Consider the following 21886-nt stretch of genomic DNA (forward strand, 5'->3'; position numbering starts at 1 on the left):
CATATATGGATCCGCTTTTTAATACGGCTGACCTTTGCGGTGTGGTAGCAACTGTGCGGGTAGCACCGAGTTTCTTCCTTGACCGTTATTTTCGCAGCGCGCCTAAATTCTCAACCCAAGAAAACATCATCTTTGATGAAATATTGGAAGGCTTGCCAGTGATGGCGCCATTTGTGTCGCCACTCGTTGCCGCTAAGCCGCAACAGCGCACCGGCTATGGGGTAAAGTCTTTTCGCCCTGCTTATGTGAAGCCAAAACATCAAATCAAGCCAGGCGATTTTGTGAGCCGCCTACCCGGTGAAGCTTTGACCGGCGAATTATCGATGGAGGAGCGCCGCAACCGTGAAATTGTCCGCCTTATCGCTGAGCAAAAACGCCAGATCTTTGCGCGTTGGGAATGGATGGCAGCACAAGCAATTATCAATGGCAAGGTTGAAGTATCTGGCGAAGACTATCCAGCTCAAATTGTTGACTTTGGCCGTGACCAAAATAATGAAATTATCATTTCAGCAGACGCCCAAAAATGGGCAAATGAAAATGCTGACATTGATGGCTTGTTAGAAGATTGGTCGCTGCAGCTTTTGACCAAAAGTGGATATGCGGGCACCGATCTCATCATGTCTCCAGAAGTGTGGAAATCCTTCCGCAAAAATAAGGGCGTTTTGCGCAATGCTGATTTGCGCCGTGGCATTACCTCCATGCCTGATTTGCAACCAAAGATTGCACAAGATAGCATTCGCTATGTAGGGCAATATGGCGAATTTAGTCTTTATGTCTATGCTGGTCGGTTCCGCGACCAAGATGGCAAGGAGACCCGTGCTTTGCAAGCTGGCGAAGTGGTTTTAACTGCTGCTCCAAATGACGACGGCCAAGGCGGCGCGCACGGCGTTAAAGTCTTTGGTGCAATCCAAGATGTTCAAGCTGGGCTTGTCGCGACTGATATTTTCCCAAAATCGTGGATACAGCCTGATCCATCGGCTGAATATATCATGTCGCAGTCGGCTCCCTTGATGGTACCGGGCCGTCCCAATGCAACGCTGAAAGCAACGGTGTTGTGATTTTCGCTTTAACAAAGGTAATTTAATATGGATTATAAAGCTAAAGTGCAAATACTGTCTTCCAAAGGCACGATTGCGGTAGGTGATATCTTGCCGACACTGCCTGCTAAAGAGCTTGCAATGCTTAAAGCATCTAAACTGGTTGTAGCAACTGTTGTCGATAAAGATGAAGCAGGACAGCAAACATCACAGGACCAAACAACGCAGCAAGGTGGCAGCGGTGATACGAATAGCCTCGTCTAAAACAATATTATAAGGCTACATGAATGCTGCAAGACATCAAAAACCAGACATTGACAATCAATGATGCTTTGTGGGGCGAGCAGCTATTGCTATGCTGCATGAAGCAAGGTGTTGTTGATAGTGAGCGTCAAGAAGCAACCATCAAAGGAATTTTGCGGGTGAGCGATGAAAACTCGCAAAAAGCAGACGGTGGCAAATCAAATAGTTGGCATGTTGGTTTTAACGGCACATCAACAACCCTTTTTATTAATCGCGCCGCATGGCCAGACATAATCATCAAAAAGGGTGACAAGATCAGAGCCTTTGAACGCCATGGCAGCCCTTGGTTTATTGTTATCAGTGTTAATGATCGCGATCATCGCCGTTTAAAGGTTGAATTGGGTGAAGTATGAGCCTTGCAAGACTTGCACTTCGCCTTAGCGCGATTGAAGCATTAAAAGACAAAACATCTGTTAAACAAAATGTCGTTGATAGCCAAATCGGTGCGATTGATATTGCAGCGGATGGAAGCCTACGTACCGACCAAGATGCTCCCTTTATTGCAGTTTATACTGAAGGCAGCAAGGTGCGTGATGATGATGGTCGTCAACTGCGGCAAAATGGCGATACCGATATTGTTTTTGAATTTGGTATTTCCAGCGCCATGAGCGAAACCAACGATAAGGGTGAAAGTCAAATCGTTGGTTTCGGCATTCCTGTCACCGATGGGGCAATGGAATTTGTCCTTGATTGTATTGGTCATGATATCGCAATGGCCTTGCATGATGAGCGCAATCCATGGGCTGAAATTTGGCGTTCATTCTGCACTGGTATAGTCGAAATTGAACGCAAACGGGTGGGCAGTGAAAATAACAGCCTAACCCTAGCCGCCCATCAATTGCGAGTGCGTGTTTCATTATTGCCGGACCAGCCTTTTGGCACGGTATTAAGTGAAGCAACGCCTTGGCGAAAAATGCTAAAATTAATGAAAGAGCAAAACCATCCTGCTTTTGCCTTTTTTAATAGCCAGTTAAATCCTAATATTGTCGATGGTGACAATCCGCAACGCCGTTATGGTTTGACCTTTGAAGAGACAAAGGCGCTTTTTAATTTAAAATAAAGAGGGTTAAATGGCATCTGGAATAGCGGCAAAGCTTCAGCAGATGGAAAACCGCATTGCTGAAATGGAAAGACGTGCCCGCAATCGTAAGCGCACAGGTACCATAAGCGAAGTTGATACAAAAAAAGGCTTAGCACGGGTGGAGTTGACTGGCGGTGATAAACCATTCTTAACCGACTGGGTACCGTGGAAAGAAATTGCAGCCGGCACCACATCAACCCATATTCCTCCGGTTAAAGGCCAGCAAGTCGATGTTTTATCGGAAAGCGGTGATTTGACCGATGGCGTTATAGAATTTGCCATCCACTCCAATAAAAATCCACGCCCGCATGATGGCCCTCAAGCGGTTATTCAGCATGGGGAAAGCCGTATCACCCTTGATGAAGGCACTATCAATATAGAAACAACGTCAAATGTCACGGTGAAATGCGGCTCTGAAATAACCTTAGACACTGATCTTGTGCATATAACCAATGATTTAAAAGTTGACGGCAGCTTTAATGTTGCAGGCAATACCACAGCTTCAGGTGAAGTTCATTTCAAAGGTCCATCTGTGCGCCATAATGATAAAAACATTGGCGACACACACAAGCACCTTGGTGTGCAAAAAGGTGGATCAACAACTGATGCTCCCGAATAATTCAAATTAAAAAATGAGATTGATATGAAAGTAATTGTAAAACAATCTGGCTTTTATGGTGGTGATTGGTTTGATGCAAGTGAGCAAGCCATTGATATGCAAGATGGCATTGCAAAGCAATATTTGCCGCCATTTGGTGATACATTACAACACCCAAAGAATGAAAAAGTAACGCCACAAGCAACTAAAACACAACCCAAAGAGTAAATTATGGTTGGGCTTGGCTTTGGCCGCAATAGCGTTGAAACCTTGGATGGTTTTGACCACGTTCGGCAATCACTAGCAATTTTATTTTCAACCCCATTAAATAACCGTGTGATGCGCCGTGACTTTGGTTGTGAACTGCAAGATTTAATTGATCGCCCACTTTCAGATCAAATCATATTGGCCGCCTATAGTGCGATCGTCACAGCATGTGCTCTTTGGGAGCCGCGCTATCAAATAAGCAATTGTTCCATCACAACTAGCAATGAGGCTGGGCAAGTCGCAATTCTACTTAAAGGTGATTATTACCCACGTGGTCATTTGGGTGATTTTAGCATTGTACATAAAAATATGCCCATTGATATCCCGTTTGGAATTATAAGATGAGCCGATTTATAGCCCCTAACCTTGCCGATCTTGGTGATGTGCCGCAAACCGTGCCAATCGACTTTGAAGAGATTAAGCAAAGCCGCGATGACTATCTTAAAGCTGCGTTAAAAGCATCTGGCATTGACTATGATGTCACCAATCTTGAAACTGACCCATTAGTTATTGCCTATAGTGAAGGCGGTGGCTATCAGGAAATGAAGTTTCGCCAAAGGGTGAATGAAGCAATCCGTGGGCTTTCACTTGCAACAGCGCTTGGTGGCGATCTTGATCACATTGGCGCAACCTATGCAGGTGGTATTAGCCGTCTTGAATATAGCAACACAAAAGACAATCCGCCACTTGATGCCATTTGGAATGAAGACAAACAAAAATGGGTTGAAAGTGATGGGTCGTTTCGCGCTCGCATCATGCTGGCTTATGAAGCATTTTCAACTGCAGGACCTGAAGGGGCATATATTTTCCATGCGCTTGAGCTTGATGGCGTGCGCGACATTGCAGATGCTGCAGTTTATTCTGAGGAAGATGGTGCCACGTATTCAGTCGGGTTATTTGCCGACGCTTATAGCGCAAATTGGCGGAATACGCCTTTCAAAAACCGTGAAGAAAATGCACCAGTACTTGCCCCCGAAGCTTTAATTGTGATTATGCCAACGCTTGAATATGGCGAGGTTAACCAAGCCTTACTGGATCGCGCATTTCAAGCGGTTACATCAAAAGATGTGCGACCAATTGGCGATAATGTACGGATTGAGCCTGCAAAGAAGATAAGTTACGACATTGAAGTTGTTTTATCTTATGCGCCCGGTGCCGATGTCGAAACCTTGCGAGAAGCAGCATTACACCGTTTGGCGGACTACGCCAAAGCGCGTCGCCGCATAGGCCTTGCTATCCAACGTGAAGTTATTGGTGGGCGTGCGGCTATTGATAATGGTGTAACCGTTGAAGTCATCAGCCCACCGCACGATATTTTGCCCGGATCCAAGGGTTATGGTGAAGTCAATAACATCGTTGTGCGAACACTACAAACACGAGGTTCTTGGCGTGACGATTGATGAAAAAATCAGGGCTATGCAGCCTATTGCAAGTGCCATATTGCCGCCGAACGCAAAAGCGATAGAGCGTGCAATATTAACGGCAGAACTTGCCCGTATTGCAAGCGTCTCGCCTGAAATTATTCTTACCATTTGGAATCCTTGGTCTTGTCCAGTAGAACTACTACCGTTTTTAGCGCAGGCCGTGTCGGTTGATGTTTGGTCCAATAAATGGTCAGAAAACCAAAAACGGCGAGTAATAGCAGCCTCCCCCAAAATACACCGCTTAAAAGGCACGCGGGGTGCTGTTGAAACAGCCCTATCAGCTTTCGATTTAGATGCAAGACTTATTGAGTGGTGGGAAGAAGATGGACGCTATGGCACGTTTAGAGTGGAAATTGGCTATTACAATGGCAGCCCTATTTTTGACGCCGATTTGCAAAAGGCGGCAATTGAGTCAGTGATTGCCGCCAAGCCTAAAACGCGCGTTTTTACATCGCGAGCAGTTATCAAGGCCAAGGCTGAGCTTTATCTTAGTGCGGTTAGTAAAGGCAGTTTTTTAGCCATTGCCCACCCATTTCAATTTTCAGGCGCAACTGTACTAAGTGACATTTTTATCGGCGCTACATCTGCTTTGCTGTTTACGGCAACAGCTCACCCTAAAATATAGGTTCAAGGGATAGATTATGGCACAACAAACATTTGCTTTAATGACAACTAAAGGACGCGCTAAAGAAGCTGCGGCCTTGGCAAGTGGCACAAGCATCAATATTAGCCACATTGCAATTGGCTCTGGTGAAACCGTGCCATCAGGCGGTGAAACCAAGCTTTACCGAGAAGTGTTACGCAAAGCAATTAGTGGTAATGGATTGGTAGCAGGCAGTGAAAATACTGCCTATTTTGATATATTTTTAAACGCAAGCGAGGGACCGTTTACCATTCGTGAAGCAGGTCTTTTAGATGATGAAGGCGATTTAATCGCCATTGCTTATTATGACCCGCCGATCAACAAGCCAGTACCTACTTCAGGCCAAACCGTTGAAGGCATTATTCGTATTGAAGTCGCATTTTCCAACATTGCCAACATCACTATTAAAGTTGACCCTTCCTTAAATGTCCCTTTGCAACGCTTAACAACCACGCCTTGGGTCCCAGTTAAAGCGATCGATCTTGCTACGCCCCCAACCAAAACGAATATTGGTGACAGCTATATTATTGGCAATAATTCAACTGGAGTTTGGGCAGCGCAAGAGGGAAATTTAACCGAATTTACTCAAGGCGGGTGGGCTATCATTGCAACGCCTGATGGCCATGGCGTTGGCCTACCTGACGGGCGTGTTTTTACGAAAGTAAATGGCCAATATGTTGAGGTTTTAGCAAGCCAAAATTATGTTGCTAACTATCGTATACCATCAAAACAGTTGCTAAATCCACCATTTGTGGCGGTGATAGCGATTGATATCTCAGCCCCACCCGCTCGGCTTGCTATTGGTGACACTTATCTTGTCCCAGCAAATTCAACCGGTTTATGGGCTGGTAAGGTCGGGCAATTGGCTGAATGGGATGGCAAAAGCTGGTCGTTCACTGTTACACCCAATGGTCATAGCATTGGCCTACCTGATGGGCGCGTTTTCAACAAGGTTGATGGCACCTATATTGAAAAAATCGCACTTGATAGCCAAAGCGGTAAATGGAACTTTGCAGAGGCTGGCGGTACCGCAAACGAATTAACCGCAACGCTTAATCCGGTACCAGCAACTTTACCAGCGGGTACGAGCATAAACCTTTTAATCAAGACTAACAACACGGAGGCACCCACTTTAAACCTAAATGGCTTGGGTGCAAAAAACATTATCCGTGCAGACAATACCCCTTGCGAAGCTAATGATTTGATCGCCGGCTCCATTGTTGAGTTATTATTTGACGGCAATAGTTTCCAAATATCTGGTTTATACAAAAGCCGGTTAAGCGCGCATAAAACGGTCGTTTTTTCAAATGTGGGGGTTACCAATTTTGTCGTTCCCGAAGGCGTCTATCTTGTAACCGTTGAAATTTGGGGCGGTGGCGGTGGTGGAGGTGCATCCATTGGTTCTGGTTCTGCAGGTTCTGGTGGCGGCGGCGGTGGTTATGTTCGCTCTGCAGTGCCGGTTCTACCTAACCAAGTTATTCCCGTTACCGTTGGAGTGGGCGGCACGGGTGGAATTACAGACCCCGCTGCAAATCTTTATAATGGCAAAAGCGGCAGCGCTTCCAGTTTTGGACTTTTTGCGACTGCGAATGGCGGTGGCGGCGGGTTCTTAGGCAATAACGAAATTGTAGGGCGAGCAGGAGCTGGCGGTTCTGGTTTTGGAAACGGCATGAAAGCCAATGGAGGCGGTGGCGGTTTTGGTTGGGTTGGAGCCGCGTTAGCTGGCGGAACGGGTGCAGCAGCCTACGGAGTAAGCATTACCAGCCCAACAATGCGCGCACCGGGATCAAATGGGAGTTATCCCGGCGGTGGTGGTGGCGGCGGCTCTGAGGGACATATAGGCGGCGCAGGGGCAAATGGGTTGGTTGTAATCCAATTTTAAGAGGTGGTTTTAATGAAATTTTACGCGGAAATTGATGAGACAACTGTAAAAGCAGTTCTATCTACGGATAAGAATATTTTTGAATACTACCATCCCGATTTTGCAAAAAATCTTGTTTTATGCAATGCAGAAGTCCAAGCCGGTTGGAGTTATGACGGTAAGAGTTTTAAAGCCCCGATTATACAAACACCAGAGCTTGAGGTTGTTCAAAAAACGCTGAAACAATTGGTTGATGAAAACGCTGAAAAAGCCCGGCTAAAATATATTACGCCAGGCGTTGGTCAATCTATGACCTATCAAGAAAAGGTCAACCAAGCTGCAAATTATGCCAAGGCTTATGCGGCGCATTTAAAAGATCCAGATAGCATCAAAGCCCCCAATGAAAATGAATATTTGCTGTTAAAATCTAGCCTTGGCATTGATGGTGACACCTTGGCGGAAGTCGCTGAAAACATCACTTGGGCTTATGCGCTTTGGGAACAAGTTGGTGCGGCTATTGAAACTATACGCCTACAAACAAAGGCCAGTATTGATACCGCAACAACGGTAGAACAAGCGCAAGCAATCTTTGATGCTGTGAAGTGGCCTTAAGCCAAAACCATCTAAACAAATTATTGCAATCCACACCGCCATTTGGCGGTTTTTTTGTTTTATCTAAGGAGAACTGAAGTGGCAGCTGTATCTTTTCACCACGGCACCCGCGTTTTTGAATCGGCTGAAACACCCTTGCTGGTGCGCCTTGCGCAAACGGCTGTCATTGGCATTATTGGCACTGCGCCCGATGCTGACCCGCAAGCCTTTCCATTAAATAAACCAGTGCAGATATTAAAGCCACAAGATGCGGCTCTACTTGGCAAAACTGGCACATTAGCAAAGGCACTCGATTCCGTTTATGACACTGTTATTTGTCCAATCATTATTGTGCGCATCCAAGACGCGGAAACAGCGCCAGCCTTATGGGCAAACGCAATCGGCGACCAAATTTCTTTTACCGGCGTTCATGCCTTTCGTCGCAGCCGCGCCCTTGGGTTATACCAACCCAAATTGCTTATTGCCCCAAGCCTTACCCAAAGCGCGGCAAGTGACGGCATTGCATCAATCAATGTAACTATTGCAGGAACCGGCTATAAGGCCAACAGTACCGTTGTTAGCATTACAGGTACTGGCAAAGGCGCTGAAGCTGAAGCAATTATTGATGATAGTGGAGCAATTAGTGCCATCATTATTAAAAAACCGGGATTTGGTTTTACTGGCACACCTATTGTGACAATTAGCGGTGATGGTAGCGGCGCAACAGCAACCGCCAACATTGGCGCAACCATGAACCCTGTTGTTGCAGAACTCATGGGCGTTGCGGACAAAATGCGCGCTGTCGCTTATGTTGATGCGCCAGATACTACCGACCAAGCAGCCGTGCAATATCGCGGCCTAATCAATTCAGGACGCATTATTGTGTGTGATCCCAAAGTGCTAAAGTTTGATACCGACAAGCAGTATAATGTGCCAGAGCCTTCATCTGCAATCTTTGCTGCATTGCAAGCAAAAATGGATCTTGAGCAAGGCTTCTGGTGGGCAGGCTCTAATATGCCGATTGCGGGTATTGTTGGCATCAACCGCCCGATTGAATATGGTGCCCAATCCAATTACCTTAACGAAAACCGTATTAACACCATTGTCAATATTGACAATGAAGGCTTTCGTGCATGGGGCGTTTGGACGTGCGACAGTGATTTAATGTGGCAATTTATACCCGTGCGCCGCACTGCCGATGCCATAAATGAAGGTGTTGAAAAGGCCTATTTGAAATTTGTCGATAAGCCGTTTTCTGTGGCCAATCTTAAATTCATGGTGGAAGGAGCACGTAGCTTTTTTCGCACAATGGAGCTTGAAGGTGCAATCTTGCCCGGTTGGGATGTTTGGCTTTTAGAAAGCAACACCGACGGTGAAATGGCGCAAGGCATTATTAAACTTGGCGTCCAGTTCGAGCCACCTGCCCCAATGGTTGATATTCGCATCACGGCGCATCGTAATATTGCCAGCTATACATTGTTGCTGAACAAGGTAGCGCAAGAAATCAATTCTGGCTCGCTCGCCGCGAATTAACTTCCCTAATATCATCAATCAGTTAGTATAAAGGTTTAATGTAATGTCTGATTTGCCGCGTTATATTTTGCGCAATTGCGCTATTTTTGTGGATCAGGTCTCCCAGATTGGTCAAGCAAAATCCGTTAATTTACCCGTACCTACCGAAAAAATGGAAGAGCTGCGCAATGCGGGCATGGTCATGCCAATTGATGTGCCCATGGGCTATGAAAAGGCAGAGGCTTCTTTCAAGCTTACCAGCTTTGATCCGCAGGTTATGTCTCTATTTGGCTTAAAAGTCGGTGCAGAGCGTGAATTTATGATTACAGGTGCTTTGGCCCATGAAACGGGTGACGTGGTTAGCGCTGTTGGTTATATTCGCGGTCGCTTAATGAAACATGATGCTGGCGACTGGTCGCCCGGTGAAATGAGCGAGAATGACTATGCCATTTCAGTTCGGTATTATCGCTTGGAAGTTGCTGGTCGCGTTATCATCGAAATGGATCCTTTTAATGTTTCAGTTGGTGGAGTTTCGCAGACAAGTGGCATTCGCCAAGCATTATTAGCGTAAAATAATCGCCTCCCGATTAAAACATGTATCACGCAAATATAAGAGGTTTATAATGGCTGAAAAATTAGCCCCAGTTACAATCACGCTTGAAGACAGCGTAACCTATAACAACAAGAATTATGACAGCATTACTTTTAGCCGTAAAATGATTGGTGAAGATATGCTAGCCAGCGATGCCGTGCAAGGCAAACAGCGCAAGGAATTTGCCACCATCGCCTCTATGGCAAGCGTGCCACTACCAGTGATCACTGGACTTTCTATTGATGACTTAACCAATGTGCTGGAGGCTGCAGTTCCCTTTATGGGAAAGCTAGCACAGCAAAGGGTGGAGAAAGCGCAGCAAGCACAGGAAGCGAAAATGGCGCAAATAGCGGAAAATTCATTGACGTAATTGCCCTTTGCGCCCACCAGCTATGCACACCTGTTAGTGAATTTTTAGCCATGGATATAGACCGCATTTTTGCATTTGCAGAGGCAGCGGTAAAACTTACCCCTAAAAGTGGAAAATAAAATGAGCAGCTATACATCAAGCTTGATTATTAAATTAATTGATCAAGCCTCAGCTCCTGCTCGCGTTATTGGTGCCACATTGGGGCGGCTACAAGCATCGCAGCAAAGAACAAGCGCAGCACTTGCTGCCTCACAAGGGGCAATGCTAGGTGCGGCGGCGGCAGGCTTTGGGCTTTACCAAGCTCTATCCAAACCCACTCAAGCTGCCATTGCTTTTGAAGGTGCATTGGAAGATATTGCGCAAAAGGTCGATGTGCCGATTTCGCAATTGCAAGAGCTCGGCAAGGAAGTGCGAGCAGTGGCACGCGCTACCACCCTATCGGCGCAAGAAGCTGCATCTGGTATTGACGTTTTGGCTGGCATGGGTGCTAGCCGCGAAGACGCCATGAAGCTGATGGATCCTATCGGTAAAGCGGCCACCGCCTATAATGCCGAAGTTTCAGATCTTGCACAAGCTGGCTATGCTGCGTTAAGCAATTTAAAAGTACCAGCTGATCAATTTGGCAAAGCATTGGATGCCATGGCACAAGCCGGTAAAGCCGGCGCGTTTGAACTTAAAGACATGGCGCAATATTTCCCAACCCTTGGTGCTGGCTATCAGGCTTTGGGGCAAACGGGCGTACCAGCTGTGGCCGACCTATCAGCAGCCCTCCAAATTGTGCGCAAAGGCACGGGCGATAGTGCGAGTGCAGCCACCAATCTAGCCAACATCATGCAAAAGATGCAAGCGCCGCAAACGGTTAAAGCCTTCAGAAAAATGGGCGTTAACCTAGAAAAGGAATTAAAGGTTGCAGCAAAAAAAGGCATGACGCCAATTGAAGCTATTGCCGAGATTACAAATCGCACTTTAAAAGGCGATATGTCAAAGCTAGGTTATCTTTTTTCTGATGCACAGGTGCAGCAAGGTTTACGGCCACTTTTACAAAATATTGATGAATATCGCAAAATTCGTAAAGAAGCGATGGAAGCGCAAGGCGTTGTTGAAGAAGATTATCAAAGGCGGCTAAAAACCGGTGCGGCTGCGGCCAAGCGCTTTGGCCTTGCCTTTGAAAGTATTAGCATCACTATTGGCAATATTTTATTGCCTGTTTTAGCTGATCTTGCCGATAAATTAGTGCCCATTATCAATTCAATAGCTGATTTTGCTGAAGCTAATCCTGAATTAACTCGCAATGTTATTTTAGCAACATCGGCTTTTGTTGCCTTTCGTGTTGCGGCAACGGCTGCCCGCTTTGCGCTTTTATGGACCAAAGGTGGATTACTTTCAGCGGCAATAAGCGGCATGAGTGGTCTTGGCCAAGCAACCCTTGGTGCATCAAAAGGCTTTAGCCTGTTGCGTGGTGGTGCAACTATCGGCTCGCTTTTTGGTACAATTTTTAGCGGAGGCATTTTTGCAAGCCTCATTTCTGCGCTTGGCTCGGTTGTGGGCATGATTGGTGGCGTATTAGCCAGCATCGGTGCGGCCATTGCTGGCATAACCGCGCCAGTATGGGGCATTATTGCCGCAATTGTTGCGCTCGTTATCGGTCTTGCACTCACTGTCTATAATTATTGGGTGCCAATATCGCGCTTTATTGTTGGTTTTGCCTCCGTTATTGGGGAAGCACTCGGCGGCATTATTAATGCGATTACTGGCTTTATCAGCGCTGCGGCAAGTTTTGCAACTACTAAAATATTCGACTTTATGGAATGGCTTGGTATTGATCCTGAAAAGGTTATAAGTGCTATTGCTGACGTTTGGAATGTTGTAACTGATTTTACCTCTGGTATTATTGATTGGTTTAAAGGCTTACCTGAAGCAATTGGCAACTGGTTTTCTGATATATTCACCATGAATGAATATAGCGACAGTGAAGCTGCTGGCTTTGAGGAAATGGGGCGCAGTATTGCACAAAGGATATTGAACGGCCTTAAAAATCTACCATCAACTATTTTAAGCCTCATCGCGTCTATTCCGTCAAGATTATTATCATTGGCTGGTGCCTATTTTCGACTAGCTATGGATTGGGGTGGCAAGCTATTGCAAGGTTTTCTTTATGTGTTGCCGATGGCGATAAATATTTGGAAAAGCTTGCCCTCCCGTATTCTGTCCATTGCAGGCAATCTCATGTCAGTTGGCCTATCTTTAGGATTAAAGATGATAAGTGGCTACTGGCAAGGGGTGACCACTATCGCTGGAATGCTGACTGGATTGCCCTCGCTTATACTTTCAGCCGTTGGTGACCTTGCATCTATTGGTATGCAATGGGGGCAGACGATTGCAACCGCATATTGGAATGCGCTAACATCTTTGGTTGGTAAAATGGCAAGCTTACCGCCCATGCTTGCCAACGCAGTTTTAACAAACGCTGCGGCCTTTGTGGAGGCAGGCAAGCAATTAATGTACGCGCTGATGGATGGCATCAAGCAAGTGATGAGTGAAATTGTCAGCTATATCCAATCAAGCATATCAAATGCTGCTTCTAACGCGGCAGGTTCGCTGCGCGGCATGTTGCCTGAATGGATGGGCGGCACGCCAAGCACCCCTGCAACAGCTGCCATTGATGGTGCAAGAGCTGCAGGCGGACCAGTGGCGCGCGGTGGTACTTATCTTGTCGGTGAGCAAGGGCCTGAACTGTTTTCACCTGGCACCAGTGGTCTTATCCACCCAGCAAGCGATACTGCGGCACATTTAAGCAGCATCGCCAATATGCGCAGTCCCAGTCTTTCGATGCCAACCGCAAATAATGGCAATCCTGGTGGCGCAGGCAGCAAACAAACAAGCGTCAATCTTGGCGGCGTTACAATCAATGTCCAAGCAAGCCCCAATATGGACGTTAATGCTCTCACCGATACGATTATGCGTAAATTATCGGCTGAAGTTGATGCCTTGGGGCGCAGCGCCTTTTCTGATGGAGTGTATTAAATGCCGATACCAATGTGCTTAGGGCCCTATATGTTCCACTCCACCCGCTTTGGCTATAACCGCTTAGGGCGCAGTTTAAGCACCACTTGGGCAGAGTTAAGCGTGGTTGGTGGGCTTAATGTGGCGCAGTGGATGGGCGGCCAAACTGACAAGGTTCGGCTTGAAGGTGTGCTTTTCCCTGAAGAGTTTGGCGGCCTCATTGTTATGGAAGCTTTGCGTATGGCAGCAAAAGGCGGTCTTATCTTTCCTCTTATAGCCATGACGGGGCAGTATTTTGGCAATTACCGTATTGAAGGAGTGGAGGAAGATCAATCCTATCACACCCGATACGGCCTTGCGCGGAAGAATGTTTATTCAATCGCCCTCACGCTGCATATTGGCCCGCCATCGGCGGGCGTATCAATTGTTGAGACTTTATTTGGATAAAGCAAGTTTGGATATTTTATGGCGCATTATAAAACCATTCAAGGTGAAATGCTTGACCGCATTTGCCGCAAAATCTATGGCGATGAAAGCGGCTATGTTGAAGCCGTATTAGAAGCCAATCCGGGCCTTGCCAAAAAAGGCGAGCCCCTGCCCTTTGGCACGCTCATTATGTTGCCAGAAGTTGAAAAGAATAACGAGCTGAACCTTGTCTATTTATGGGATTAAACGATGAGTGAAGCAAAAACACCCCATGCCGTCATCAAGGTGAATGGCAAAACCATTGCCGATGGCTTCAATGGCCGTCTAATCTCCGTTCAAATATCAGACAAGCGCGGCATTACATCCGACACTATTACGCTTGAACTGCGCGATGGTGATCCATTCTTGGCAATACCAGAAAAAAGCGACATTATCGAAGCTTGGCTTGGTTATCTTGAAACAGGGGTCGCTTATTTTGGCAAATATACCATTGATGATCCTGAAATTAAAATGAAGCCCTATACCTTGTCAATCAATGGCAAGGGCGCCGATATGCGTGATGGGTTAAAAGCGCAAAAAGGCCGCCATTTTGATAATAAAAGCATTCATGAAATCGTAAGTGAAATTGCCGGCGAGCACGGTCTTTCACCAATGGTGGATCCAGAAGTTGGCTCCTATGTTTATAAATGGGTTGGCCAGCAAGATGAAAGTGACATTCACTTTATTGAGCGGCTTGCCAAGCGTCATGGCGCGATTTTCACTGTAAAAGATGGCAAAATGATCTTTGCCAAAAAAGGCAGCGAAAAATCGGCAAGTGGCAAAAAACTCATGGCTTTTACAGCCACGCCGCAAAATACCATTGAGGGTAGTGCCCGCGTTGTTTTTTCCCATCGCTCCAAATTCAAATCGGTTAAAGCCCATAAGCAAAACCGCGAAACAGCGGAGCGTGATTTGTTTTCTGAGGAAAGCGATGTGGACGGCACAGCAGATTATGAGATAGCCGAACCCTTTGGCGATGAGGAAGAGGCAAAAATTGCCGCAAAAGCTAAGGGTGAGGAGTTAAAGTCAAAAACCATAACCACATCTTGCCAAATTGTTGGTGATCCGCGTGTACGGGCAGGATCGCCTTTTACTTACCAAGATATGCGCCCGCAAATTGATGGCATTGCCTTTAATATTGAAACTGCAACGCACGCCATTTCAAAATCTGGCTATACAACAAGCATTGATGCCGATTTAAACCCGCAAAAAGATAATGAAGCCAAAAAGCAAAAAAAGAAAAAAGCAAGAAAGGCTAAAAAAGGCAAAGGCGAAACACCAATGCGCGACCTTGATTGGAGTGACCTTGATAATAAGGTGTAATAATTGTAATGAGCGTTTAGGTTATTAGAAAGATAAAAAATGTACTTCATCGCCTTACTTTTATATATTGCCTGTCCTGTAACGCTTGTTGCTGGGATTATTATGCTAATTTTTAAGAACAAACGCAAAGTCGGCATTATAATAGTGGTAAGTAGTTGTATTATCTGGGCTGCCTGTGCCTTTTATCTAAAGGATAGCAGTCGTGGGATAGTCTTCCCAACCGGTTTTGTAAGTTATGACGATTACCTTGCCGCTAGGAAAGAAAATATAACGGACCCTGAGAAGTGGAAAGAATTGAAAAAACTCCAAGAGTTTAAAACTACTCTATATATTGACCCTCGTAGTTTGGAAATGCTGACGGACAAAAAGTTTAGAAATCAAGAATTGCAAGAGAAATTAGATTATCTTGAAGCACTAACCAAAACCGTGCAGGGAAAAGCATGTTTAGACAGTGCACAGTGTGTGGGCCATAAGTTCTTACGAAATGCTGAAATCGCTTGTAGCAAATCTATAGAACAGTTAGCCACTTACGGAGTTGAATGGACGAGCGATACTACTACCCCCAAATTTACGCGTTTTAATTGGAAGAATAGTCGCCTGCACATAATTTCGTATATAGGTGACTCTGTGAAATTTCAAACTTTCGCTGGATCTTGGCAATATCAGACTTATCAATGCGATTATGATTTTTTAGTTGATCATGTCATTGATGTTAAGGCAACGACAGGACGCCTCTCTGATTAACTTGTCATAGCCGATCTAAATTATTCAAAGGGCAGCTTTTAGCTGCCTTTTTTATTGCCCATTTTAAAAAGGATATCTCATGAAGCTGACAGCAAAAATGCTGCGTCAGATTGCTGGCGCACACGCAAAAGAACATAATATCCAATCTGTAATTGATGCTTATAATCGCTACGGCGCGCGCTATGGCCTTGATTTACCGCATCGCTTGGCACAATTTCTTGCCCAAATCCTGCATGAATCGGATGGGCTGTTTTACAACCAAGAAATATGGGGGCCAACCAAGGCGCAACACCGTTATGATATCCGCACCGACCTTGGCAATACTAAAGAGCGCGATGGCGATGGCAAAAAATACAAAGGCTGGGGCTTAATTCAAATTACCGGCAAGGCCAACATCACAGCCTTTTATAATTGGTGCCTTAATGAAAAAATGTCGCCGCCTAATTTTATTGAGCAGCCAGAACAAATCGCTAAAGCCCCTTGGTCTGCCCTTTGCGCCTTTTGGTATTGGAATACCAACCGCATCAATCGCTATGCTGATCGCGGCGATATTGAAATGGTGACGAAATGCGTTAATGGCGGGCTTAATGGCTATGCCGACCGCTTGCAATGGTATGATAAGGCAAGCCTTGCCCTACTTGGCTTTGATACAATTAAAGACTTTCAAAAAAATGCTAATATCATGGTGGACGGCATTTCAGGCCCACGCACGAGAGCAGAAATGCATAAAGCCTTAGTAAAGCTATCAGACAAAGCAGCTTTGCCAAAAATCATCACTGATGCTCCAGTGGTGGAGGTAAAAATTCCAAAGCAATTGGATAAGCCATTGCACAAAACCGCTCCATTTTGGGAGCGTATCACGTCCATTGCTGGCCTAGCAGGCATTAGTGGCGCCAGTTGGCTTGGCGATTGGCGGGTTATCACCGCTCTTGCGGCAGCGTTGATTTTTGTTTCAGTCTTTGGGCTTATTTTCCAAGACCGCATTACTAAGGCTATCCGCACCTTAAAGGCACAAATGTAAAAAGCGCCCCAAAAGGGGCGCTTTCCAATTTTATATAATTAGCCACCAATAAATAGCTTTATGAAAGCTGCTATCACAAGAGCACTATATTTAGTGAACTGCAATATTGCATCTACCATTTGTGGTGATGCATTCACGCTCAAACAAGCAGACTGTTTTTTAAAGCCATTATTTATTGAAAGGCATATTGATAACTTCATAAAATCTCCTTAAAGATTTTAAAACTAATGAAGCCTATTAGGTTAGCATTCAAATAATCGCCTACAGAAGTTTAGGTCAACTTGAGCCTACAGCGATTTTTTATAACTTAAAGCCTCTAAACTAAACGTTAGATAATGAGGCTGGTATGGCTGTAGCGTATTGACACCACTGTAAATTCTCTTTACAATGTAACCGTAGAAAATAACATACTCCATTAGCTTGGGGTTTACACTTAAGCAGAGCTTTTGGTTCCCGCCGAGGCTCTGCAAATCATGTGCTAAGCACATTCAAGTTATCAACCATCTAAAATGCAAAATCAACACTAAATATAGCGTTGCAGATATTTTTTTGAATTAAAATAGCCTATAAAAATGGCACATATTTAAATGTAAGTCATTGTTTTAATTTATGTAATATATCCCCATTGTTCTCATATTGCTCACAAAAATTTAATAAAAATTTCTAAAGCATTCACTATATGTAGTAGCAAACATATAAAGATACGAATCACATGAACCCATTTTATAAAATTGGCATTATAGCCCTTGTCGTCACAGCCGCTTTTTTAAGCGGCTTTTTTTATGGCCGCGAGTTTGAGCGGGCAACCACCTTGAAAAACGCCGCCAATGCCTATCAATCCGCAAGCGAGATCCAAAATGAAGTTAATCACCTTTCTGATTATGCCCTTTGCATTGCTCTTGGTGGGCTGCCAAACAAGTGCCAAGTTTTCCTGCGCGGGTTGGACAAAGCCACCCTTAATCAATGAGCCTGCCCAATTGGTCAAAACCGAGCCGCAACTCACCAAATGGCTCATTGCAACCAACCGCTTTGGGGCAAAACAAAAGTGCTGGAAATAATGCAACGCTTCCACCCACCACTAAAAATAACGCCAAGGACCATAATAATGAATGACTTTAAGGATCAACTTGGCTTTATCTTTGCAATTCTTGGCGGGCTGTTGGTGTCCATGCTGACATCCACACGCCATTCTTTTTGGCTTGCCCTCACCCGTATTTCTGCTGGCTTGTTTTGCGCCTTTTTCTTTACTGAGCCGATGATGCACTGGATGGAATTAAATCCCGCCACCTATCGCAATAGTGTTGCAGGGCTATTAGCCATGGCGGGCTATGCGGCTGTGCGCTTTATCAGCGACCTTAATAAAGAAGACCTTTTTCGAATATTACAAATTTTACGAGGTGGAAAATGAAAATGCCACATATTGAATTAAGCAAAAATTGGTATGGTGCAATTATCGTGCTAGCTTTCATCGCCTTGCTTTTTATAAAACCTATCACTCGCTTTATTGATGATGCCACCTCGCCGCAGCCGTGGTTTACCGCAGGCTTTGATGTACCAAATTTTGAAATCGGGCAAGATCCTGAAATTGCCTATCATTTGCGGGTAAACCGCCCAGTACGTGGGCAATGGTTTACCAGTATTTACGCCCAGGAAGACCAAGGCCAGCTTAGCTTAAGTTGCTCTGGCGGTGGCTATGCCTATTACCAAATTGATGCAAACGGCACCACGTTAATGCCATTGAGCCGTTTTATCGGCAGCCCCTGCAATTTACGCGCGGGAAGTTACCGTATTTGCACCAATTATGATTTGGAAGATGAGGGCGACAACACCCGCACCTTCGGCCCCTTTTGTGATGTATTTAAGGTAAACAAAGCTCAATAATATTGTGTTTTTAATAAGTATTTTCCGAGTTCTTTGATTTCACGATTAGTGTCTAGATTGCGTGCAGATATGATATTATCACTTCTAAATGTTCGATCTTCTTTGCGTGAATGACAAAAGGCTGAAATATAATAAACTTTCTGTTGTGGCTGATAGCATATTTCTTTTGGGGTAATGATGCGCTCACTTACCACACCTTCAAAATCACGATATTCAATTTGAAAATTTGCGTCAACAAGGACGGGACGACAGTTTTCATTAAACCAATTTTGAAACTTGCTATTTGTTTTGTTTTCAAGCCGTCTTATGGTGCGTTCCATTTCAGCAATACGGTCTTGGTTCGGCTGCTCAACTACCTCAATTTTAGCTTCAACTGGCTTTGCTTCAATCGCAGCTATTGCAGGCTGTGGTAAAACTGCAATATCTTCTTCAAGTGGGGGAATAACAGAGCTACGGAACAAATGGGCAATTTGCTTATCTTTTATATCCAACTGGCCACGCAATTTTTTTGCCTTGCGCCAATGATAAATCCAACCAACTAAAAATATAACGGCAAGTAAATACCCCATAACATACCCCACCCTTTAAAGAATTTAAAATTTAGCACAGATTTTCTGTTTATCAAATACGGCTTGACATTTATTCGCTTATACGGCAGATTCTTCCATGGTGCTGAACACACCACTCACAGCGGAAGTGCAACCGATATTGCAATTTCCTTATACGATTATCGCAATGGCAACGCTTTTCAGCGCTTTGCTTGCTGTGGTCGGGTGTCCATAGTTATACAAAACCAGCAATGGGAAGGCTATGGGCGGACTGTGAGCCGTGTTCAACCACCCGACTTTATTTTGCTCCCTTGAACAGGAGCACTTTGAACTTACGCTCACAGGAGGCCGTCATGGCTATTACTTCTATTCCCCAATTAACGGATGAATCCGTCTTAGCCCAAAAACTAGCCTATGAAATTTATCATAAAAAGCGGCTTTTAGTAGAAGCCATCATTGAAAATCTAATTAATCTTTTAGATCAAATTGACGGCGATGCTGATTTTGAACCTGATGAAAGTGATTTTGAAGAAGACGGCGATTTTGAACCCAAATATGGTTGGTCTTCCTATTTTAATCAGGATTGCAAAAGCTTTCACAAGAGCGAACCTTATCGGCTGGTCAATGATAAGCATCCAGCAACCGCTATGCGCAGCCTTTTCGAGATTCCCGCCATGGATAGATACAAGGGGATTTACATATGAACCCCTTAACCACCTTTGATTTTGAAGACCATGTAGTGCGCTCAATGCTAATTAACGACGAACCTTGGTTTATTGGCAAAGATATTTGCGCTTGCTTGGATATTAGCAAATATCGTGATGCATTGGCCACATTAGATAATGACGAAAAAGGGGTGTCCAGTAAAACTGGACACCCTTCGCTTAACCAAGAAATGATTATTATTAACGAGGCGGGATTATACCGCCTTGTCTTTCGTTCACGCAAAGCGGAGGCAGAACGTTTCAAGCGGTGCCTTGCCCATGAGGTTTTGCCTTCTATCCGCAAAACAGGTCAATATCGCGCTGCATCAATTGACCTTGATAATATAGACGAAAAATTGCGACTGGTGGCAGAATCTCGCCGCATCTTTGGCCGCAAAGCCGCACAAATATTATGGGATGATATTGGTCTGCCACCTGTCGCGCAAGAAGATGATAAGCCAGCAATCAACCACAATAACCAACTATTAGATTATTTACGCGAATTTATCGACCAATGCTTAATTGAAGACCCAACAGGCCGCATCAGTGCCGATGAAGCTTATAAAACCTATTGCGCATGGGCTGCCAAAGCCCATGCCCCTTATTTTACTAAAATGCACTTTTCGCGGCTGATGGTGAAAGGCATTTATATCCGCCGCGTCAAATCCGGCACAAGCTACTATTGTGGATATAGGATAGTTAGCAACATTCAAAAATCATTATAACATATATATTTATTTAATAATCAAATATAGTTTGAAAATTTCATAAAATAAATTACAATACTATGAGCAATAAAAAAAAGGAAAAATGTAATGGATTTTACAGATGGCGATGTAATTGTAAAAATTAATGAAATCAAAATTAAAGAAATTTACCCTGCTGCGTACGCTATATTTCCATTTTTAGATAACTTATTTGTAGAATTAATCAACAGCTATAGTGCCAAAGCCAAAAATGGCGATTTTACAATTGAATTTGCCAGTAAAAATGATTTTTTTAAACCAAATGGGCAATTCTGGCTAGCCCAATATATTGATGAATGGAATCTATCTCAGGCAAAAATTATAAGTATTGAACGTTCTCAGGGAATTGAGAGTATTAATTATAAAATAAAATGTAAGGTAGTAAAAAATTAATACTAATTAATTTGCCTTATCTTTATTCAATTAACGGTTCATATGGGTATAACCAAATTGCGCATAGCCTTTTGTGCCACAAGCTTTGCATTTAAGCTTTGGAATAATTGCGGTAAGCAACATATTTTTATGATATTTTCGCTTTATAAAGTGTTGGTCGATTGAGCCTATATGTGCACATTTGATGCAATAGCCGCAAAGTTGATGCCATGGCCTAATGTCTTCAACGGTATCATCACCATAATATCCGCCTAATGTTTTGGGTTTTCTCATTTAGTCTATTGGAACCTCTGGCTTCCAACCGCGAACAAAACCCGATGACATGGCATTGGCCGACATCTTCACTTGATAAATAAGCTGCTCACGCTCCAGTAGTAATTGGTTAAGCAAGGCCTTAACATCCCCACCCCATGCTTCAATCAATAGGTCAAGTTCATCCTTTTGCTGTGCTGTATTCATAACCGAATCCTTTTATTTTGTTCACGTATTGTTCTTTTTTTCCTTAAAAGAGTCAATCCTTATTTAGTGTTTTACAAATCTTATTGATTCGTCCACTTCATTAAAATATATGGTGCGCAACGTCACACAAAAAGAAACACCAAAAAAATAACATTTTGACTAAAAATCACAAAAAACAAAATAAAAACAATAATTCAAATTGACAATTGGCTCCCGCCGTCCGCACCACAAGTTTCAGCATTGAAATAAAAAATGATGGCGCCGATTAAAATTGTTTTTAGCCACAACTTGCATTTATAATCCGATTTTTTGAAATTTTA

31 protein-coding genes are annotated in these 21886 nt (G+C 44.3%); 27 read left to right on the forward strand and 4 right to left on the reverse strand.

What is annotated here, in order from left to right; all coding sequences use genetic code 11:
• Nucleotides 1-5: 5 nt before the first annotated feature.
• The 20 genes from N5852_RS09370 (at nt 6) to N5852_RS09465 (ending at nt 16835) form a co-directional block, all read left to right on the forward strand.
• Entirely contained in the window at nt 6-1058 is a 1053-nt protein-coding gene (locus N5852_RS09370) for a major capsid protein (RefSeq protein WP_262097538.1), read from the forward strand.
• A gap of 27 nt (nt 1059-1085) precedes the next feature.
• A complete protein-coding gene (locus tag N5852_RS09375) occupies nt 1086-1301 on the forward strand; it encodes a hypothetical protein (protein ID WP_262097539.1) in 216 nt (71 codons plus the stop codon).
• A 23-nt stretch (nt 1302-1324) separates the two neighbouring features.
• On the forward strand, nt 1325-1693 hold the full coding sequence (locus N5852_RS09380) for a hypothetical protein (RefSeq protein ID WP_262097540.1): 369 nt from the start codon (nt 1325-1327) through the stop codon (nt 1691-1693).
• Nucleotides 1690-2400 (forward strand): hypothetical protein, encoded by a 711-nt coding sequence (locus tag N5852_RS09385; RefSeq protein ID WP_262097541.1) that lies wholly within the window; start codon nt 1690-1692, stop codon nt 2398-2400. The genes N5852_RS09380 and N5852_RS09385 overlap by 4 nt, the downstream gene beginning before the upstream one ends.
• 10 nt (nt 2401-2410) lie before the next feature.
• Complete coding sequence (locus tag N5852_RS09390; RefSeq protein ID WP_262097542.1) at nt 2411-3040, forward strand: phage baseplate assembly protein V; 630 nt, start codon at nt 2411-2413, stop codon at nt 3038-3040.
• A gap of 24 nt (nt 3041-3064) precedes the next feature.
• Nucleotides 3065-3247 (forward strand): hypothetical protein, encoded by a 183-nt coding sequence (locus N5852_RS09395; protein ID WP_262097543.1) that lies wholly within the window; start codon nt 3065-3067, stop codon nt 3245-3247.
• A 3-nt stretch (nt 3248-3250) separates the two neighbouring features.
• Complete coding sequence (locus tag N5852_RS09400) at nt 3251-3631, forward strand: GPW/gp25 family protein (RefSeq protein ID WP_262097544.1); 381 nt, start codon at nt 3251-3253, stop codon at nt 3629-3631.
• On the forward strand, nt 3628-4686 hold the full coding sequence (locus N5852_RS09405; RefSeq protein WP_262097545.1) for a baseplate assembly protein: 1059 nt from the start codon (nt 3628-3630) through the stop codon (nt 4684-4686). Before N5852_RS09400 ends, N5852_RS09405 begins: the two co-directional genes overlap by 4 nt.
• Nucleotides 4676-5335 (forward strand): phage tail protein I, encoded by a 660-nt coding sequence (locus N5852_RS09410; protein ID WP_262097546.1) that lies wholly within the window; start codon nt 4676-4678, stop codon nt 5333-5335. Before N5852_RS09405 ends, N5852_RS09410 begins: the two co-directional genes overlap by 11 nt.
• Before the next feature lie 16 nt (nt 5336-5351).
• Complete coding sequence (locus N5852_RS09415; protein WP_262097547.1) at nt 5352-7235, forward strand: phage tail-collar fiber domain-containing protein; 1884 nt, start codon at nt 5352-5354, stop codon at nt 7233-7235.
• Nucleotides 7236-7247: 12 nt separating this feature from the next.
• Nucleotides 7248-7826, forward strand: coding sequence for a hypothetical protein (locus N5852_RS09420; RefSeq protein WP_262097548.1), 579 nt, complete (start codon nt 7248-7250; stop codon nt 7824-7826).
• Between the two features lie 78 nt (nt 7827-7904).
• Complete coding sequence (locus N5852_RS09425) at nt 7905-9338, forward strand: phage tail sheath subtilisin-like domain-containing protein (protein ID WP_262097549.1); 1434 nt, start codon at nt 7905-7907, stop codon at nt 9336-9338.
• A 43-nt stretch (nt 9339-9381) separates the two neighbouring features.
• Nucleotides 9382-9888 carry a phage major tail tube protein gene (locus N5852_RS09430; RefSeq protein WP_262097550.1) on the forward strand — a complete coding sequence of 169 codons (507 nt, stop codon included), beginning with the start codon at nt 9382-9384 and terminating at the stop codon, nt 9886-9888.
• Nucleotides 9889-9940: 52 nt separating this feature from the next.
• Complete coding sequence (locus N5852_RS09435; protein WP_262097551.1) at nt 9941-10279, forward strand: phage tail assembly protein; 339 nt, start codon at nt 9941-9943, stop codon at nt 10277-10279.
• 120 nt (nt 10280-10399) lie between these two features.
• Nucleotides 10400-13303 (forward strand): phage tail tape measure protein, encoded by a 2904-nt coding sequence (locus tag N5852_RS09440; RefSeq protein WP_262097552.1) that lies wholly within the window; start codon nt 10400-10402, stop codon nt 13301-13303.
• A complete protein-coding gene (locus tag N5852_RS09445; RefSeq protein ID WP_262097553.1) occupies nt 13304-13729 on the forward strand; it encodes a phage tail protein in 426 nt (141 codons plus the stop codon). It abuts the gene before it with no gap.
• An 18-nt stretch (nt 13730-13747) separates the two neighbouring features.
• Complete coding sequence (locus N5852_RS09450) at nt 13748-13954, forward strand: tail protein X (protein WP_182417158.1); 207 nt, start codon at nt 13748-13750, stop codon at nt 13952-13954.
• 3 nt (nt 13955-13957) lie between these two features.
• Nucleotides 13958-15070: a phage late control D family protein gene (locus N5852_RS09455; RefSeq protein ID WP_262097554.1), complete on the forward strand. Its 1113-nt coding sequence runs from the start codon at nt 13958-13960 to the stop codon at nt 15068-15070.
• A gap of 39 nt (nt 15071-15109) precedes the next feature.
• Nucleotides 15110-15814 (forward strand): hypothetical protein, encoded by a 705-nt coding sequence (locus N5852_RS09460; protein ID WP_262097555.1) that lies wholly within the window; start codon nt 15110-15112, stop codon nt 15812-15814.
• Between the two features lie 79 nt (nt 15815-15893).
• On the forward strand, nt 15894-16835 hold the full coding sequence (locus N5852_RS09465) for a glycoside hydrolase family 19 protein (protein ID WP_262097556.1): 942 nt from the start codon (nt 15894-15896) through the stop codon (nt 16833-16835).
• 38 nt (nt 16836-16873) lie between these two features.
• Here the strand turns inward: N5852_RS09465 and N5852_RS09470 are convergent, their stop codons facing one another.
• Entirely contained in the window at nt 16874-17035 is a 162-nt protein-coding gene (locus N5852_RS09470; protein WP_262097557.1) for a hypothetical protein, read from the reverse strand.
• A gap of 512 nt (nt 17036-17547) precedes the next feature.
• On the opposite strand from N5852_RS09470, the gene N5852_RS09475 reads away from it, so the two are divergent.
• The 4 genes from N5852_RS09475 to N5852_RS09490 are packed head-to-tail and all read left to right on the forward strand — an operon-like array spanning nt 17548 to nt 18716.
• Nucleotides 17548-17802 carry a hypothetical protein gene (locus N5852_RS09475; RefSeq protein WP_262097558.1) on the forward strand — a complete coding sequence of 85 codons (255 nt, stop codon included), beginning with the start codon at nt 17548-17550 and terminating at the stop codon, nt 17800-17802.
• On the forward strand, nt 17799-17948 hold the full coding sequence (locus N5852_RS09480; protein ID WP_262097559.1) for a hypothetical protein: 150 nt from the start codon (nt 17799-17801) through the stop codon (nt 17946-17948). Before N5852_RS09475 ends, N5852_RS09480 begins: the two co-directional genes overlap by 4 nt.
• Nucleotides 17941-18243 carry a hypothetical protein gene (locus N5852_RS09485; RefSeq protein WP_182417163.1) on the forward strand — a complete coding sequence of 101 codons (303 nt, stop codon included), beginning with the start codon at nt 17941-17943 and terminating at the stop codon, nt 18241-18243. Before N5852_RS09480 ends, N5852_RS09485 begins: the two co-directional genes overlap by 8 nt.
• A 2-nt stretch (nt 18244-18245) precedes the next feature.
• On the forward strand, nt 18246-18716 hold the full coding sequence (locus N5852_RS09490; RefSeq protein ID WP_262097560.1) for a hypothetical protein: 471 nt from the start codon (nt 18246-18248) through the stop codon (nt 18714-18716).
• Here the strand turns inward: N5852_RS09490 and N5852_RS09495 are convergent.
• The gene (locus tag N5852_RS09495; RefSeq protein ID WP_262097561.1) at nt 18710-19285 is read right to left on the reverse strand and encodes a WYL domain-containing protein; all 576 of its coding nucleotides are present in this window, start codon (nt 19283-19285) and stop codon (nt 18710-18712) included. The two genes, N5852_RS09490 and N5852_RS09495, sit on opposite strands and share 7 nt — an antisense overlap.
• A gap of 332 nt (nt 19286-19617) precedes the next feature.
• Here N5852_RS09495 and N5852_RS09500 point away from each other — a divergent pair, with 332 nt between their 5' ends.
• From N5852_RS09500 to N5852_RS09510, 3 genes are all read left to right on the forward strand, one after another.
• Nucleotides 19618-19968, forward strand: coding sequence for a hypothetical protein (locus N5852_RS09500; protein WP_262097562.1), 351 nt, complete (start codon nt 19618-19620; stop codon nt 19966-19968).
• A complete protein-coding gene (locus N5852_RS09505) occupies nt 19965-20693 on the forward strand; it encodes a BRO-N domain-containing protein (protein WP_262097563.1) in 729 nt (242 codons plus the stop codon). Before N5852_RS09500 ends, N5852_RS09505 begins: the two co-directional genes overlap by 4 nt.
• A gap of 90 nt (nt 20694-20783) precedes the next feature.
• Nucleotides 20784-21107, forward strand: a complete 324-nt coding sequence (locus tag N5852_RS09510) for a hypothetical protein (protein WP_262097564.1) — start codon at nt 20784-20786, stop codon at nt 21105-21107.
• 30 nt (nt 21108-21137) lie between these two features.
• Here N5852_RS09510 and N5852_RS09515 read toward each other — a convergent pair whose 3' ends face one another.
• Complete coding sequence (locus N5852_RS09515; protein ID WP_262097565.1) at nt 21138-21380, reverse strand: hypothetical protein; 243 nt, start codon at nt 21378-21380, stop codon at nt 21138-21140.
• Nucleotides 21381-21566, reverse strand: a complete 186-nt coding sequence (locus N5852_RS09520; protein ID WP_262097566.1) for a hypothetical protein — start codon at nt 21564-21566, stop codon at nt 21381-21383.
• Nucleotides 21567-21886: the final 320 nt, after the last annotated feature.

The sequence above is a fragment of the Bartonella sp. HY328 genome (assembly GCF_025449335.1).
In the GTDB taxonomy this organism is placed as follows: Bacteria; Pseudomonadota; Alphaproteobacteria; order Rhizobiales; family Rhizobiaceae; genus HY038.

What these genes read in the sequence shown, in the direction of transcription:
- N5852_RS09370 (WP_262097538.1), top strand. Translation starts at nt 6, where the DNA reads ATGGATCCGCTTTTTAATACGGCTGACCTTTGCGGTGTGGTAGCAACT.
- N5852_RS09375 (WP_262097539.1), top strand. Translation starts at nt 1,086, where the DNA reads ATGGATTATAAAGCTAAAGTGCAAATACTGTCTTCCAAAGGCACGATT.
- N5852_RS09380 (WP_262097540.1), top strand. Translation starts at nt 1,325, where the DNA reads ATGCTGCAAGACATCAAAAACCAGACATTGACAATCAATGATGCTTTG.
- N5852_RS09385 (WP_262097541.1), top strand. Translation starts at nt 1,690, where the DNA reads ATGAGCCTTGCAAGACTTGCACTTCGCCTTAGCGCGATTGAAGCATTA.
- N5852_RS09390 (WP_262097542.1), top strand. Translation starts at nt 2,411, where the DNA reads ATGGCATCTGGAATAGCGGCAAAGCTTCAGCAGATGGAAAACCGCATT.
- N5852_RS09395 (WP_262097543.1), top strand. Translation starts at nt 3,065, where the DNA reads ATGAAAGTAATTGTAAAACAATCTGGCTTTTATGGTGGTGATTGGTTT.
- N5852_RS09400 (WP_262097544.1), top strand. Translation starts at nt 3,251, where the DNA reads ATGGTTGGGCTTGGCTTTGGCCGCAATAGCGTTGAAACCTTGGATGGT.
- N5852_RS09405 (WP_262097545.1), top strand. Translation starts at nt 3,628, where the DNA reads ATGAGCCGATTTATAGCCCCTAACCTTGCCGATCTTGGTGATGTGCCG.
- N5852_RS09415 (WP_262097547.1), top strand. Translation starts at nt 5,352, where the DNA reads ATGGCACAACAAACATTTGCTTTAATGACAACTAAAGGACGCGCTAAA.
- N5852_RS09420 (WP_262097548.1), top strand. Translation starts at nt 7,248, where the DNA reads ATGAAATTTTACGCGGAAATTGATGAGACAACTGTAAAAGCAGTTCTA.
- N5852_RS09430 (WP_262097550.1), top strand. Translation starts at nt 9,382, where the DNA reads ATGTCTGATTTGCCGCGTTATATTTTGCGCAATTGCGCTATTTTTGTG.
- N5852_RS09435 (WP_262097551.1), top strand. Translation starts at nt 9,941, where the DNA reads ATGGCTGAAAAATTAGCCCCAGTTACAATCACGCTTGAAGACAGCGTA.
- N5852_RS09440 (WP_262097552.1), top strand. Translation starts at nt 10,400, where the DNA reads ATGAGCAGCTATACATCAAGCTTGATTATTAAATTAATTGATCAAGCC.
- N5852_RS09445 (WP_262097553.1), top strand. Translation starts at nt 13,304, where the DNA reads ATGCCGATACCAATGTGCTTAGGGCCCTATATGTTCCACTCCACCCGC.
- N5852_RS09450 (WP_182417158.1), top strand. Translation starts at nt 13,748, where the DNA reads ATGGCGCATTATAAAACCATTCAAGGTGAAATGCTTGACCGCATTTGC.
- N5852_RS09455 (WP_262097554.1), top strand. Translation starts at nt 13,958, where the DNA reads ATGAGTGAAGCAAAAACACCCCATGCCGTCATCAAGGTGAATGGCAAA.
- N5852_RS09460 (WP_262097555.1), top strand. Translation starts at nt 15,110, where the DNA reads ATGTACTTCATCGCCTTACTTTTATATATTGCCTGTCCTGTAACGCTT.
- N5852_RS09465 (WP_262097556.1), top strand. Translation starts at nt 15,894, where the DNA reads ATGAAGCTGACAGCAAAAATGCTGCGTCAGATTGCTGGCGCACACGCA.
- N5852_RS09470 (WP_262097557.1), bottom strand. Translation starts at nt 17,035, where the DNA reads ATGAAGTTATCAATATGCCTTTCAATAAATAATGGCTTTAAAAAACAG.
- N5852_RS09475 (WP_262097558.1), top strand. Translation starts at nt 17,548, where the DNA reads ATGAACCCATTTTATAAAATTGGCATTATAGCCCTTGTCGTCACAGCC.
- N5852_RS09480 (WP_262097559.1), top strand. Translation starts at nt 17,799, where the DNA reads ATGAGCCTGCCCAATTGGTCAAAACCGAGCCGCAACTCACCAAATGGC.
- N5852_RS09485 (WP_182417163.1), top strand. Translation starts at nt 17,941, where the DNA reads ATGAATGACTTTAAGGATCAACTTGGCTTTATCTTTGCAATTCTTGGC.
- N5852_RS09490 (WP_262097560.1), top strand. Translation starts at nt 18,246, where the DNA reads ATGCCACATATTGAATTAAGCAAAAATTGGTATGGTGCAATTATCGTG.
- N5852_RS09495 (WP_262097561.1), bottom strand. Translation starts at nt 19,285, where the DNA reads ATGGGGTATTTACTTGCCGTTATATTTTTAGTTGGTTGGATTTATCAT.
- N5852_RS09500 (WP_262097562.1), top strand. Translation starts at nt 19,618, where the DNA reads ATGGCTATTACTTCTATTCCCCAATTAACGGATGAATCCGTCTTAGCC.
- N5852_RS09505 (WP_262097563.1), top strand. Translation starts at nt 19,965, where the DNA reads ATGAACCCCTTAACCACCTTTGATTTTGAAGACCATGTAGTGCGCTCA.
- N5852_RS09510 (WP_262097564.1), top strand. Translation starts at nt 20,784, where the DNA reads ATGGATTTTACAGATGGCGATGTAATTGTAAAAATTAATGAAATCAAA.
- N5852_RS09515 (WP_262097565.1), bottom strand. Translation starts at nt 21,380, where the DNA reads ATGAGAAAACCCAAAACATTAGGCGGATATTATGGTGATGATACCGTT.
- N5852_RS09520 (WP_262097566.1), bottom strand. Translation starts at nt 21,566, where the DNA reads ATGAATACAGCACAGCAAAAGGATGAACTTGACCTATTGATTGAAGCA.